General features: G+C 58.8%; 14 protein-coding genes. 13 read left to right on the forward strand and 1 reads right to left on the reverse strand.

The features are described from left to right. Positions 1–4 precede the first annotated feature (4 nt). From ISN39_RS23445 to ISN39_RS23485, 9 genes are all read left to right on the forward strand, one after another. Positions 5–802, forward strand: a complete 798-nt coding sequence (locus ISN39_RS23445; RefSeq protein ID WP_246763399.1) for an alpha/beta fold hydrolase — start codon at positions 5–7, stop codon at positions 800–802. Beyond that, entirely contained in the window at positions 799–1,734 is a 936-nt protein-coding gene (locus ISN39_RS23450) for a flavin reductase family protein (protein ID WP_194730652.1), read from the forward strand. The genes ISN39_RS23445 and ISN39_RS23450 overlap by 4 nt, the downstream gene beginning before the upstream one ends. After that, positions 1,731–2,771 (forward strand): LLM class flavin-dependent oxidoreductase, encoded by a 1,041-nt coding sequence (locus tag ISN39_RS23455; protein WP_194730653.1) that lies wholly within the window; start codon positions 1,731–1,733, stop codon positions 2,769–2,771. The genes ISN39_RS23450 and ISN39_RS23455 overlap by 4 nt, the downstream gene beginning before the upstream one ends. 5 nt (positions 2,772–2,776) lie before the next feature. Further along, the gene (locus ISN39_RS23460; RefSeq protein WP_194730654.1) at positions 2,777–4,240 is read left to right on the forward strand and encodes an aldehyde dehydrogenase; all 1,464 of its coding nucleotides are present in this window, start codon (positions 2,777–2,779) and stop codon (positions 4,238–4,240) included. 5 nt (positions 4,241–4,245) lie between these two features. After that, complete coding sequence (locus ISN39_RS23465) at positions 4,246–4,578, forward strand: NIPSNAP family protein (RefSeq protein ID WP_194730655.1); 333 nt, start codon at positions 4,246–4,248, stop codon at positions 4,576–4,578. A gap of 39 nt (positions 4,579–4,617) precedes the next feature. Further along, positions 4,618–5,628, forward strand: coding sequence for an ABC transporter substrate-binding protein (locus ISN39_RS23470; protein ID WP_194730656.1), 1,011 nt, complete (start codon positions 4,618–4,620; stop codon positions 5,626–5,628). Positions 5,629–5,746: 118 nt separating this feature from the next. Then, complete coding sequence (locus ISN39_RS23475; RefSeq protein ID WP_194730657.1) at positions 5,747–6,619, forward strand: ABC transporter permease; 873 nt, start codon at positions 5,747–5,749, stop codon at positions 6,617–6,619. Position 6,620: 1 nt separating this feature from the next. Continuing rightward, positions 6,621–7,421 carry an ABC transporter permease gene (locus ISN39_RS23480; protein WP_194730658.1) on the forward strand — a complete coding sequence of 267 codons (801 nt, stop codon included), beginning with the start codon at positions 6,621–6,623 and terminating at the stop codon, positions 7,419–7,421. Beyond that, a complete protein-coding gene (locus ISN39_RS23485; protein ID WP_194731890.1) occupies positions 7,418–8,491 on the forward strand; it encodes an ABC transporter ATP-binding protein in 1,074 nt (357 codons plus the stop codon). The genes ISN39_RS23480 and ISN39_RS23485 overlap by 4 nt, the downstream gene beginning before the upstream one ends. Positions 8,492–8,652: 161 nt before the next feature. On the opposite strand, the gene ISN39_RS23490 is transcribed toward ISN39_RS23485, so the two are convergent. Further along, complete coding sequence (locus tag ISN39_RS23490; RefSeq protein WP_194730659.1) at positions 8,653–9,348, reverse strand: GntR family transcriptional regulator; 696 nt, start codon at positions 9,346–9,348, stop codon at positions 8,653–8,655. 152 nt (positions 9,349–9,500) lie between these two features. Between ISN39_RS23490 and ISN39_RS23495 the strand changes: the two genes are divergently transcribed. The 4 genes from ISN39_RS23495 to araD all read left to right on the forward strand — a co-directional run bounded on the left by ISN39_RS23495 (position 9,501) and on the right by araD (position 14,068). Further along, the gene (locus tag ISN39_RS23495; protein ID WP_194730660.1) at positions 9,501–10,502 is read left to right on the forward strand and encodes an ABC transporter substrate-binding protein; all 1,002 of its coding nucleotides are present in this window, start codon (positions 9,501–9,503) and stop codon (positions 10,500–10,502) included. A gap of 76 nt (positions 10,503–10,578) precedes the next feature. After that, positions 10,579–11,397, forward strand: a complete 819-nt coding sequence (locus ISN39_RS23500; RefSeq protein ID WP_022712652.1) for an ABC transporter ATP-binding protein — start codon at positions 10,579–10,581, stop codon at positions 11,395–11,397. A gap of 6 nt (positions 11,398–11,403) precedes the next feature. Then, positions 11,404–12,276 carry an ABC transporter permease gene (locus ISN39_RS23505; protein WP_194730661.1) on the forward strand — a complete coding sequence of 291 codons (873 nt, stop codon included), beginning with the start codon at positions 11,404–11,406 and terminating at the stop codon, positions 12,274–12,276. A 55-nt stretch (positions 12,277–12,331) separates the two neighbouring features. Beyond that, the gene (gene araD / locus ISN39_RS23510) at positions 12,332–14,068 is read left to right on the forward strand and encodes an L-arabinonate dehydratase (protein ID WP_194730662.1); all 1,737 of its coding nucleotides are present in this window, start codon (positions 12,332–12,334) and stop codon (positions 14,066–14,068) included. Positions 14,069–14,070 lie beyond the last annotated feature (2 nt).

Below are 14,070 nucleotides of genomic sequence, written 5' to 3' on the forward strand. Positions count from 1 at the left end.
ATCGATGCAGTTCCAGCGCCAGCACACAATCAACGGCGTCTCATACTTCGAGGCCGGTGAAGGCGAACCGTTGGTTCTGATCCATGGCGTCGGCATGCGGGTCGAGGCTTGGGCCCCGCAGATCGCGCTGTTTGCAAAGACGCATCGTGTCATCGCCGTCGACATGCCTGGACACGGAGAAAGCGCCAAGCTGCCGACCGGAAGCAAACTTGAAGACTTCGTTGCCTGGTTCGGCCGGTTTCTCGACGAGTTGAACATCGATGCCGCCAATGTCGCCGGCCACTCCATGGGAGCTCTGATCTCCGGTGGGGCTGCTGCTACCTTCGGCAGGCGGATCCGGCGGGTCGCATATCTTAACGGCGTCTATCGCCGCAATCCCGAGGCGAAAGCAGCGGTCATGTCTCGCGCAGCTGCAATCCGCGCCAATGGCGTCGACCGCGATGGCCCGCTGAAACGGTGGTTCGGCGACGATGACAATAGCCTTTCCGCGCGCGATCTCACGCGTGGCTGGCTGGGCATGGTCGATCCCGAGGGTTACGCCATCGCCTATTGCGCCTTTGCCGGCGGCGACGATACCTATGCGGACCGCTGGCGAGATGTTCGCTGCCCAGCTTTGTTCTTGACAGGCTCTGACGATCCCAATTCGACGCCGGAAATGGCGACGCAAATGGCGGCGATCACCCAAAATGGCTGGGCTCGTATCGTCGACAGCCATCGGCACATGGTTAATCTCACCGCGCCTCATACCGTGAATAGGCTGCTTGCGGAATGGCTTGAACATCGAGAGGAGGAGCCGAGATGACACCAGAATCCATCGATCCACGCGCACTGAGAGACGCCTTCGGCGCTTTTCCGACCGGGGTAACGGTCGTGACCACCCGCGATTGCGACGACCGGCCGATCGGCTTTACGGCAAACTCATTTACATCGGTCTCCCTCGATCCGCCTCTTCTGCTGGTCTGCTTGGCAAAGACCTCACGCAACTATGCGACGATGACGGGTGCGAAGCACTTTGCAATCAACGTCCTCTCGGAACGTCAGAAAGATGTGTCGAACACCTTTGCGCGGCCAGTCGAGGACCGTTTCGCCGCAGTCGAATGGTCTGAAGGCAAGGCCGGCAGCCCAATATTCGCGAATGTCGCGGCGTGGTTCGAGTGCGCCATGGAGAAGATGGTGGAAGCTGGCGACCACGTCATCCTGATGGGGCGCATCACGGCCTTCGAGAATACCGGCCGCAACGGATTGGGCTATGCCCGCGGCGGTTACTTCACTCCAATCCTTACAAGCCGGGCCGTTTCGGCCGCAGCGGAAGGTAATATTGAGCTCGGTGCCGTTCTGGAGCGCGACGGCGATGTTCTCCTTCTCGGCGATGACATGCTTTCGCTGCCGGGCTGCGACGGCAAGGAAGGCAGCCCGACCGAAATTCTGCGAGATTATCTTGAAGATCTGACCGGGCTGAAGGTTACGATCGGTTTCCTGTATTCGGTCTATGAAGACAAGAGCGAGGGAAAGCAGCACATTGTCTACCGTGCCTTTGCATCGGAAGGCGCTCCGGCCGCTGGACGCTTCCTGAAGCCCAAAACACTCACTGCCGAGCAATTCAAGACAAGTTCGACGGCCGATATCATCGCGCGTTTTGCGCTGGAGAGTTCGATCGGCAATTTCGGGGTTTATTTCGGCGATGAGACTGTTGGTACGGTCCGCCCGGTTGCAGCGAAGGTGGCACAGGCATGAAGTTTTCTCTCTTCGTCCACATGGAACGCCTCGACGCAAGCCAGAGCCACAAACGCCTTTATGACGAGTTCGTGGCTCTCTGCGAGATCGCTGACAAAGGTGGCATGCATGCGATTTGGACGGGCGAACATCACGGCATGGATTTCACCATCGCGCCCAACCCCTTCGTGACCATCGCCGACCTGGCGCGTCGGACGTCGCGAGTGAGATTAGGCACAGGAACGGTGATCGCACCGTTCTGGCATCCGATCAAGCTTGCCGGCGAGGCGGCCATGACCGACATCATCTGCGACGGCAGGCTCGATATCGGGATTGCCCGTGGCGCTTATTCGTTCGAATACGAGCGTCTGCTTCCCGGTCTGGATGCCTGGGCCGCCGGCCAGCGCATGCGCGAGCTCATTCCGGCTGTCAAAGGTATTTGGAAGGGCGACTACGCCCACGACGGCGAGTTCTACAAGTTTCCGTCAACCACGTCGGCGCCGAAACCGCTGCAAAAGCCCAATCCGCCGATCTGGGTCGCAGCCCGTGATCCGAATTCCCACGAATTCGCCGTTGCCAACGGCTGTAACGTCCAGGTCACCCCGCTTTGGCAGGGTGATGACGAGGTGGAAGCGCTGATGGGGCGGTTCAATGACGCTTGCGCGAAGCATCCGACGATCGAGCGGCCCAAGATCATGCTTTTGCGTCATACCTATGTCGGTTCGTCGGACGCAGACATCGCGCAGGCGGCTCATGAGCTCAGCCTCTACTACAACTACTTCTTCGCGTGGTTCAAGAACGAGAAGCCGGTCACGCAAGGTCTCATTGAGCGAATTCCCGAAGCTGAAATCAACTCAAACGCCATGCTGTCGGACGCCGTCATGCGCACCAACAACGTTGTCGGAAATCCACAAACCGTAATCTCGCGCCTCAAGACCTATGAGGCCATGGGTTATGACGAATATTCCTTCTGGATCGATACGGGCATGAGCTTCGAGCGCAAGAAAGCATCGCTTCAGCGCTTTATCGCCGAAGTGATGCCGGCATTTGCGGAGTGAAGTCTATGCAGCGTTTCCAGTATTATATCGATGGTCAATTCCTAGACGGTGAAGCACGCTTCCCAAGCGTTGATCCGGCCACCGGGAAGGAATGGGCTGACTTGCCGGAAGCGCGCGAGGGTGATGTGGATCGGGCGGTCAACGCCGCTGAACAGGCACTCTATAACGGGGCCTGGTCAAAGATGACGGCCACGCAACGCGGCAAGCTCATCTACCGGCTCGCTGATCTGGTCGCAGCCAACGCACAGAAGCTGGCAGAGCTCGAGACTCGCGACACCGGAAAGATCATCCGGGAAACGTCGGCGCAGATCGCCTATGTCGCGGACTATTACCGCTATTACGCCGGCATCGCCGACAAGATTGAAGGATCCTATCTTCCCATCGACAAACCTGACATGGATGTCTGGCTTCGCCGTGAGCCGATCGGCGTCGTTGCGATGGTCGTGCCCTGGAATAGCCAGCTGTTCTTGTCTGCGGTCAAGATCGGGCCGGCTCTTGCGGCCGGCTGCACGATGGTCGTCAAGGCCTCGGAAGACGGGCCAGCGCCGCTTCTGGAATTTGCGCGCCTCATTCACGAGGCAGGCTTTCCTGCGGGCGTCGTCAATATCATCACCGGCTTTGGCGCGTCCTGCGGGGCAGCACTCAGCCGCCATCCTAAGGTCGCGCATGTTGCCTTCACCGGTGGCCCCGAAACGGCGCGTCATATCGTGCGAAACTCGGCGGAGAACCTTGCCTCCACGTCACTCGAACTGGGCGGCAAATCACCCTTCATCGTTTTCGCCGACGCCGACCTTGAGAGTGCTGCCAATGCTCAGGTCGCGGGTATCTTTGCTGCGACCGGCCAAAGCTGTGTCGCCGGTTCGCGCCTGATTGTCGAGCGGTCTATCAAGGATGAGTTCCTGACCCTCTTGAAGGGCAAGGCAGAGGCGATCCGTATCGGTACCCCGTTGGACATGGCGACCGAGGTCGGTCCGCTTGCAACGCGGCGCCAGCAGGAGCACATAGCAGCGCTCCTCGACAAGTCCCTTCAAAGCGGCGCCCGCCTTGTCACCGGTGGCCATAGGCCCGGCGGTGAAGGCTACTACTTCCCGCCGACAATTCTTGACTGCGACGGCGTCAATTCCCCTTCGCTGGTCAACGAATTCTTCGGTCCGGTTCTGTCCGTCGTCTCGTTCGAAACAGAATCCGAAGCGCTCGCGCTTGCGAACGATACGCAGTATGGGCTTGCCTCTGGCGTCTTCACCCAAAACCTGACGCGTGCTCATCGCCTGATGAAGGGAATTCGCGCCGGCATCGTCTGGGTCAACACCTATCGCGCCGTCTCGCCGATCGCGCCATTTGGCGGGTTCGGTCTGTCCGGGCATGGCAGGGAAGGCGGCATGGCCGCAGCGCTCGACTACACCCGGACAAAAACGATCTGGTTAAGGACGTCGGACGACCCGATCCCTGATCCTTTCGTGATGCGGTGATGGCGATGTTTTACGAGATCCGGACCTACAGACTGAAGAACGGTGCGATCCCGCAATATCTGAAGGTTGTAGAAGAGGAGGGGATAGCCATTCAAAAGAGCCATCTCGGCAACCTCGTCGGTTATTTCTATTCGGAGATCGGCACCATCAACGAGATTGTCCACATCTGGGCGTTCTCGAGCCTGGACGACCGTGAGGCAAGGCGCATGCGCCTTATGGCTGACCCTCGGTGGCAGGCCTTTCTGCCGAAGATTCGTGATCTGATCGAAGTGGCGGAAAACAAGATTATGAAGGCAACCAGCTTCTCTCCAAAAAGCGGGGACGGACTGCCGGCATAGGAATGCGCATAAGACACTCCAAAACAAGGAAAAGGGAACATGAAACACACATTTGCATTCACGGCCTTGGCGGCAATCATGGCAGTAGCCATTCCCGCAAAAGCCGAAACGCTCGTCTTCTCAAGCTGGGGAGGAACGACGCAGGACGCGCAAAAGGCAGCCTGGGCGAACCCATATACGGAAAAGACCGGACTGCAAGTGGTGCAGGATGGCCCCACTGATTACGGCAAGCTGAAGGCCATGGTCGAGGCGAACCAGGTAACCTGGGACGTCGTCGATGTCGAAGGTGACTATGCCGCGCAGGCAGGCAAAAACGGACTGCTTGAGAAGCTGGATTTCTCCGTCATCGACAAGTCCAAGCTCGATCCGCGTTTCGTAACGGATTATTCCGTCGGCAGCTTCTACTATTCCTTTGTGATCGGCTGCAATGCGGATGCGGTTGCTGCTTGCCCGAAGACCTGGGCCGATCTGTTCGACACGGCGAAGTTTCCAGGCAAGCGCACCTTCTATAAATGGTCGGCGCCCGGTGTGATTGAGGCGGCGCTCCTGGCTGACGGTGTTGCCGCCGACAAGCTCTATCCGCTTGACCTCGATCGCGCATTCAAGAAGCTCGATACGATCAAGTCGGAGATTATCTGGTGGTCAGGCGGCGCCCAGTCGCAGCAGCTGCTGGCATCCGCCGAAGCACCGTTCGGAAGCCTGTGGAACGGCCGCATGACAGCGCTCGCCAAAAGCGGCGTTAACGCCGAAACCTCCTGGGAGCAGAATATTACCGCCGCGGATTCGCTTGTCGTTCCGAAAGGTGCGCCGAATCTTGAGGCAGCCATGAAGTTCATCGCGGTGGCAACCTCGGCAGAACCGCAGGCAGCGCTTGCAAAAGCCACTGGATACGCGCCGATCAATCTGGAATCGGCCAAGTTGATGGATCCCGAGACGGCCAAGACACTGCCGGATCGGCAAACGGCCAGCCAGGTCAATGCGGACATGAGCTACTGGGCAGAAAACCGGGATGCTATCGGCGAGCGGTGGTACGCATGGCAGGCAAAATAGGCTGAAAAATGCAGCGCAACGCACGGCGAGCCCATGCCCGCCGTGCTAAAAGCGCAGCGTGCTCGGTCGGCCCCGGGACCTGCGGCGCTTGTCCGAACGTTCGGCAGGAAGGACTGTCATGTCGACCTATAGTGATGCTTCCAGCGTGAGTGCGCCGGCGCCAAGAGCGCTCAGGCCAACAGGTTTCAGCGGGGTCGTTCCGGCTCTCGCCTTCGTGGCCATCTTCTTCATCGTGCCGGTGGCGGCACTGTTGCTGCGAAGTGTATTGGAACCGGTTCCCGGCTTCGGCAACTATGCTGAGCTGCTTGGATCTGCAACCTATCTCAAGATTTTCGCCAATACCTTCATCGTATCAGGGTTGGTGACCGCTATATCGCTCTTGATCGGCTTTCCCGTTGCCTGGGCGCTGGCAATCATGCCTGGAAGGCTGGCATCGGTGATTTTTGCGATCCTGCTGCTGTCGATGTGGACAAATCTGCTGGCGCGCACCTATGCCTGGATGGTGCTTTTGCAACGGACGGGTCTCATCAACAAGATGCTGATGGGCATGGGGCTGATCAATCAGCCGTTGCCGCTCGTCAACAATCTGACAGGTGTGACGATCGGCATGACCTATATCATGCTGCCCTTCATCATCCTGCCGCTCTACGGCGTGATCAAGAAGATCGACCCGGCAATCCTGCAGGCGGCTGCCCTTTGCGGTGCCAGCCTGTGGCAATGTCTCACGCGCGTTCTCCTGCCGCTGGCGGTGCCGGGCATGGCTGCAGGTGCCCTCATGGTTTTCGTCATGTCGCTTGGCTATTTCGTTACCCCCTCGCTTCTCGGCGGTACGGCGAACATGATGCTGGCCGAGCTGATTGCCCAGTTCGTCCAGTCGCTGGTCAATTGGGGCATGGGGGGAGCGGCTGCCCTGGTACTCCTCGTTGTAACGCTTTCGCTCTATGTCGTTCAGCTGCGTTTCTTCGGCAGCCAGAACACCGGAGGGCGCTGACATGCTGCTTAACTTCGATCGTCTCGGCTGGTGGAAATACGCGCTTTTGACGATCACCATCCTGGCGGCTGCATTTTTGCTGCTGCCGATCTTCTTTATCGCGGCCCTTTCCCTTGGATCCTCGCAGTGGCTGATCTTTCCGCCTCCTGGCTGGACGCTGCAATGGTACCGGGAACTTCTGACCGATCCCCGGTGGCTGGAATCGGCCTGGACGAGCTTTAAGATTGCATCGATCGTCACCGTGCTTTCCGTTCTGCTCGGTCTTGTGACGTCGTTCGGGTTGGTTCGAGGAACGTTCCTGTTCCGTGACGCGCTCAAGGCGCTCTTCCTGACGCCGATGATCCTTCCCGTCGTCGTTCTTGCCGTCGCACTCTACGCCTTCTTTCTAAGGGTGGGCCTCGGTGGAACCTTGGCGGGCTTCGTGATCTCTCACCTCGTCCTTGCTCTTCCGTTCTCCATTCTGTCCATTTCCAGCGCGCTTGAAGGCTTCGATAAGTCCATCGAGGACGCGGCGATCCTTTGCGGCGCCTCGCCGCTTGAGGCGAGGATCCGCGTAACGCTGCCTGCAATCAGCCACGGGATATTTTCCGCCGCTGTCTTTTCGTTCCTGACATCCTGGGACGAGGTGGTTGTGGCGATCTTCATGGCGAGCCCAACGCTACAGACCCTGCCGGTAAAAGTATGGGCCACGCTCAGGCAGGATCTTACGCCGGTCGTGGCTGCCGCCTCGACGCTTCTCATCTTTTTCACGATCCTCTTGATGGCGCTTGTCGCTCTCGCACGCAAGGTACTGAAATCATGAATGACGCTTTCCTTCAGATCAAAGGTATCCGCAAGGAGTACGGCCCTGTTGTCGCGGTTCACGATGTCAACCTGCACGTTCAGCGCGGTGAGTTTCTGACCTTCTTGGGACCGTCGGGGTCGGGAAAGAGCACGACGCTTTACATCCTGGCGGGTTTTGAAACTCCGACAAAAGGCGACATCACGCTTGACGGCAAGACCCTGCTGGAAACCCCTTCGCACAAGCGCAACATCGGAATGGTCTTTCAGCGCTACACGTTGTTTCCGCATCTGACCGTTGGTGAAAACATTGCCTTTCCACTGAAGGTCAGGCGCAAGTCCAAGGCCGAGGTCGACACCAAGGTGAAGGAGATGCTGCGTCTCGTTAGACTTGAAGGATACGAGGATCGCAAGCCCGTACAGATGTCGGGCGGCCAGCAGCAACGTGTCGCCCTCGCCAGGGCGCTTGCCTACGATCCTCCGGTACTTCTGATGGACGAGCCGCTCTCGGCGCTGGACAAGAAGCTGCGGGAGGAAATTCAGCACGAAATACGCAGGATCCACCAGCAAACTGAAGTGACGATCCTATACGTGACCCATGACCAGGAAGAAGCGCTGCGGCTGTCCGATCGCATTGCGGTATTCTCTAAGGGTATGATCGATCAAATTGGCACTGGGCCGCAACTCTATGCCAACCCGCGTACGCGTTTTGTCGCTGAATTCATCGGCGACAGCGACTTCATTTCCTGCGATCTGTTGTCATGTGCAGATGGAAAGGCGACGATCTCACTGGGCGGGGCGGCAGTTTTTGACCGGATCCCGGTCCATGGCATGGCGTCTAACGGCAAGGGGGCTCTCATGCTGAGACCGGAACGCATTCGGCTATCGCGTCATCATGGCGGCAACGGTCTCAGTGCAACAGTCAGGGACATCACCTTCCTCGGCAATAATATCCATGTGGCAACGGCAACGGCCGCCGGTGAAACCCTGTCGGTGCGACTGCCTTTTGGGCACGAGGCAATCGCCGGCCTGAGCCCTGGGGACCGGGTTCGGCTTGAATTCGACCCCGGTGCCGCGCACGTGTTCTGTTGAGGTTCGGGCATGAAGCCCGACGATCGTTCGCTCTCTACAGAGAAGTCTGGACGCGTCGTTAGCTAGACTCTGATCTTTTAGTATCAAGCAATCTGAGCTTGTGTCGGTCTGACCCCTTCAAGGCCCAGACCAACATCTCCTTCCACAGGAAGCGCTACCTCTCAAAAGAAGTGACTATGTGCCTCGCGAATTGTCTCGACGGTGGCAAGCGTGCCTGTAAGGTGGCGGCGTACGGCTTCCTGTGCCCGCGGGACGTCTCCATCTCGCACATTGTCCATTATTTCCCGGTGCGAATACAAGATCGTGCCGGCTTTGCCGGGATCCATCAAGTTGAGCTTACGAAGGCGATCAATATGCCCGGATCGCGACTGGACCAGCACCCACAGATCCGCAACGCCCGCACCTTCGAACATGGTTTGGTGGAACTGGCGATCGAGAAGCGCGAAGCGTTCTAGGTCATGATCCACGTTGAGCGCCGTTTCTTGAAGGGCCACCAGACGATCGGCTCGTTTGATGACGGCTTCGGGCTGGGTTTCCGTCAGAGACCGAATGACTTCCAATTCAAGAGAGAGCCGCAGGAACTGCGTCTCGCGCGCCTGGCGCAAATCGATGCGCGTGACTTCCGTGCGGGACTGCGGATAAACCACCACGAGGCCTTCCGCCTCTAGCATTTGCAGAGCGTCGCGCACCGGTGTCTGGCTGACGCCGTAGGCCATGGCGATCTCGCTGCGCGACAGATGCATGCCCGGGGGCAGATCGAGCGAGATGATGCGAGCGCGCAGCACGTCGTAGAGCTGGCGCGAGGTCGAGGTGCGTTTGAGCGCAATTGTCGGGGAAAGATCGTTCAGAGCGTCCATGAAACCTCACTTTGACGGCCATTATAGCCAGTAAGAATCTTGATCTCAAACTAATATATTAACATAGTTGACCAACTGATATTTTAGTGTTTCACTCTGCCGGTGCTGGGAGGCACGTTTCGTACGTTTGGGACTTACAGTGGGAGGATAGGATGTTGAGACTTTTGGGTGCTGCCGCGATCGCAGCTCTTTTCGCGACGCTTCCGGCTTCGGCTCAGGAAAAGACTGCGATCTCCATTACACGGCAGCCGGGGATTCTGTATCTTGCGAGCCACGTCATGGAAACGCAAAAGCTCATTGAGAAACAGGCTGCGAAGGAGGGGCTGGACGGCCTCACGATCGAATGGCGAACCTTTAGCGGCGGTGGAGCGCAGACCGATGCATTGCTCGCAGGCAATGTCGACATCGTCAACACGGGGTCGGGTAATCTTCTTCTGCTTTGGGATCGTACAAAGGGCCGCGTAAAAGGCATCATTCCGAGTTCCGCGCAGCCGGTCATCATGGTCTCCAATGATCCCAAGATCAAATCACTCGATGATATCGGCCCGAGCGACAAGATCGCCGTTCCGACCGTCGGCGTCTCGACGCAGGCGATTCTGCTGCAGATGGTCGCCGCCGCAAAGTATGGCGAAGACCAGGTCCGCAAGCTCGACAGCAATACCGTACAGCTTGGCCATCCGGACGCGGTCGCGGCCATCGCCAATCCCAATCACGAAGTCAAAAACCATTTCTCAGCACCGCCCTTCCAGTACATCGAGCTAAAACAGAAGGGCGTGCATCGCGTCACGGACTCGCGCGAAATCATCGGAGGTTCCCTCACTCAGGCGACGTTCTTCACGACGACCGGGTTTGCTGAAAGCAATCCCGTCATCATCAAGGCCGTGCGTGAGGCAACCAAGCAAGCAGTGGCCTACATCAAGAACGATCCAAAGGGCGCCCTCGAAGCCTACAAGACCATCACCGGAGACAAGACGTCGATCGACGATCTCATGGCGATCATGAACGAGCCGGGTTTCATCGACGACTACCGGACCGAGCCGCAGGGGACGATGAAGTTCGCAACGCATTTGAACAAGATCGGGACGCTGAAGATGCAGCCAAAAGCATGGACCGACTACTACTTGCCTGAATCCGCCGACCTCAACGGCAACTGAGCTGCATCTATCCGGCAGAAGGCAGGCAGCTTTTTGCCGGATAAGCCCGCCCCCTTTTCATGTGAGGACGTCGTCAATGTTCCAGTCCGCAGCAGCTGTTTCACCGGCGCATCAGGCTATTGCGCAAGCGGCTGAACCACTCTTGAGTGTCGAGAAAGTTACGCTGCGCTACAAGACGCCGAACCTCCTGGTCACCGCCACCGAACAGGTTTCCTTCAGCGTCAGGAAATCAGACCGGTTCGTGCTTCTAGGTCCATCGGGCTGCGGTAAGTCGACGCTGCTGAAAGCCGTAGGCGGATACATGAAGCCCGTCAGCGGTTCCATCCGCATCAACGGCCGGACGGTGACGAAACCGGGTCCGGACCGCATGATGGTGTTTCAGGAATTCGATCAGCTGATGCCCTGGAAGACCGTTTTGGAAAACGTGATGTTTCCGCTGCTGGTTGCGCGCAAGCTGCTGCCAAAGGAAGCAGAGGAAATCGCCCGCGCCTATATCGACAAGGTAAAGCTGACGCGCGCCGTCGACAGTTTTCCCCATACCCTATCTGGCGGGATGAAACAGCGTGTCGCCATTGCGCGCGGCATGGCGATGCAACCCGACATCCTTTTGATGGATGAACCTTTCGCGGCGCTCGACGCGCTGACGCGCCGCCAGATGCAGGACGAACTGCTTCAGCTTTGGGATGATACGAAGTTTACCGTCATCTTCGTCACCCATTCGATCGCTGAAGCGATCAAGATCTCCAACCGTATTCTGCTTCTGTCACCCCACCCGGGGCGCGTCAAAGCGGAAGTCGTGGATGTCGACAAAGCCTCGAACGAGGACGGGACCGCAGCTGCACTCGAGCGGGATATCCACGATCTTCTGTTCTCTGAACCAGGCCATCGGGAGTAAGCCATCATGAGCGCACCACAGATCCTGCTGGCCGAAGAAAGCGCCAACGCGCGCCCGGCCTATGCCAACATTGCCGCGATCGAGCAGAAGCTCGGGCCAGTTGAACTCATCTGGGGTATCGGCGCTGTCCGAAAGGCCCTGCTGATTATCGCGCTTGCGCTCCTGTGGCAGGTCTACGCCACTTACCTCGACAACCCACTTCTATTTCCGACCCTCGCCGACACGCTGGTGACGCTCGTCGATCGCTTCGCGGATGGCACGCTGCCGGCGCGCATCTGGACCACCTTGAAGATCCTTTTGATGGGATATGCGGCGGGAACGATCCTGGCGGCCATCCTGACCGTGCTGGCGATCAACACGCGCATCGGCACGGACTTCCTCGAGACGATGACCGCCATGTTCAACCCGCTTCCGGCCATTTCACTTCTGCCGCTGGCGCTCATCTGGTTCGGCCTGGGCGCCTCAAGCCTCGTCTTCGTGCTCGTGCATTCCGTGCTCTGGGCCGTGGCGCTGAACACCCATTCCGGGTTTCTCGGCGTCTCCCGCACTCTGCGCATGGTCGGGGCCAATTACGGCCTGTCCGGCTTGTCCTACGTCGTTCGCATTCTCATCCCGGCTGCGTTTCCCTCGATCCTTACCGGTCTTAAGATTGGCTGGGCCTTCGCCTGGCGCACACTGATTGCCGCCGAACTCGTCTTCGGCGTCTCGTCCGGGCAGGGCGGCCTTGGCTGGTTCATCTTCGAAAACCGCAATCTTCTCGACATCCCGGCCGTTTTTGCCGGACTGCTGACCGTCATCGTCATCGGTCTGGTGGTTGAAAATTTGGTCTTCCAGACGATTGAACGCCACACTATCCAGAAATGGGGCATGAAGGAATGAAGACTGCTTCCTTGTTTGTATTTGCCTCCGTTCATCATCCTTCTCGGACAATGCCATGAAAAACCGCAAAACTTACGAGCAGCTGCGCTCCGCCCGCTGGATGGTCCCCGATGATCAACGATCCTTCGGCCACAGATCGCGCACCATGCAGATGGGCTATGACCCCGCCGACTGGGAGGGCCGCCCGATCATCGCCATTCTCAACACCTGGTCGGATGCGCAGCCCTGCCACATGCACTTCAAGGACAGAGTGGAATGGGTCAAGCGCGGCGTGCTGCAGGCGGGAGGCTTCCCAATGGAGCTTCCAGCGCTGTCACTGTCTGAAAATTTCGTCAAGCCAACGACCATGCTCTACCGCAATATGCTGGCGATGGAGAGCGAGGAATTGCTGCGCTCCCATCCCATCGACGGCGCGGTCCTCATGGGCGGTTGCGACAAGACCACTCCGGGCCTGGTGATGGGCGCACTCAGCATGGGGCTTCCCTTTATCTACCTGCCTGCCGGACCGATGCTGCGCGGCAACTGGGCGGGCAGGCATCTGGGTTCCGGTACCGACGGATTCAAGTTCTGGGACGAACGCCGCGCCGGCACGATTTCCAAGGAAGAGTGGCAAGGGATCGAAGGCGGTATTGCCCGTTCCTATGGCCACTGCATGACCATGGGAACTGCATCGACAATGACGGCGATCGCCGAGGCTATGGGACTGACGCTTCCTGGCGCCTCCTCCATCCCCGCCGCCGATGCAGGTCATCAGCGCATGTCCACGCAATGCGGCCGGCGCATCGTCGATATGGTCTGGGAGGACCTGACGCCGGACATGATCGTCACGGCGGCAGCGGTGGAGAATGCCGTGACCGTGGCGATGGCGACCGGCTGTTCCACGAATGCCATTATCCATTTGATCGCCATGGCGCGTCGCGCCGGGATCCCGCTGGAACTGGACGATCTCGACCGCATCGGACGCGAAACGCCCGTCATTGCCAATATCCGGCCATCGGGTGCGACGTACCTGATGGAGGATTTCTACTACGCCGGTGGTCTCCGGGCGCTGATGAAGCAACTGGGCGACAAGCTCAATTCGTCGGCGATCACCGTCACCGGCAAGCCGCTTACGGAGGGCCTAGACTTGGCAAAGGTCTGGAACGACGACGTCATCCGGCCGCTGTCGAACCCGGTCTATCACGAGGGATCGCTTGCCGTGCTCAAGGGCAATCTCAGTCCCGACGGCGCGGTGATCAAGCCCGCCGCCTGCGACCCGAAATTCCACCGGCATAAAGGTCCGGCTCTCGTGGCTGATAGCTACGCCGAGCTGAAAACGATCATCGACGATCCCGACTATCCGATGACGCCGGAGACCGTTCTCGTCTTGCGCAACGCCGGCCCCCAGGGCGGACCGGGAATGCCTGAGTGGGGAATGATTCCCATGCCCAAGGCGCTGTTGAAGCTCGGCCTGCGGGACATGGTACGACTGTCGGATGCGCGCATGTCCGGCACTTCGTTCGGCGCCTGTGTGCTGCATGTGGCGCCGGAAGCCTATGTCGGTGGCCCGCTGGCGCTTTTGAAGACTGGCGACATCGTCGAGCTCGATATCCCCAATCGCAGCTTGAACATGCTCGTGCCGGACGAAGAACTCGCCCTTCGCCGCCAGTCTTGGAAGCCGCCGGCCCCACGCTATGGCCGCGGCTACGGCTTCCTATTCTCCAAACATATCGAACAGGCCGACAAGGGCTGCGATTTCGATTTCCTGAAGACGGAGTTCGGCCCTCAGGTCGATGAACCAGCGATCAACTGATC

The organism is Rhizobium sp. 007, from assembly GCF_015353075.1.
Taxonomy (GTDB): Bacteria; Pseudomonadota; Alphaproteobacteria; order Rhizobiales; family Rhizobiaceae; genus Rhizobium.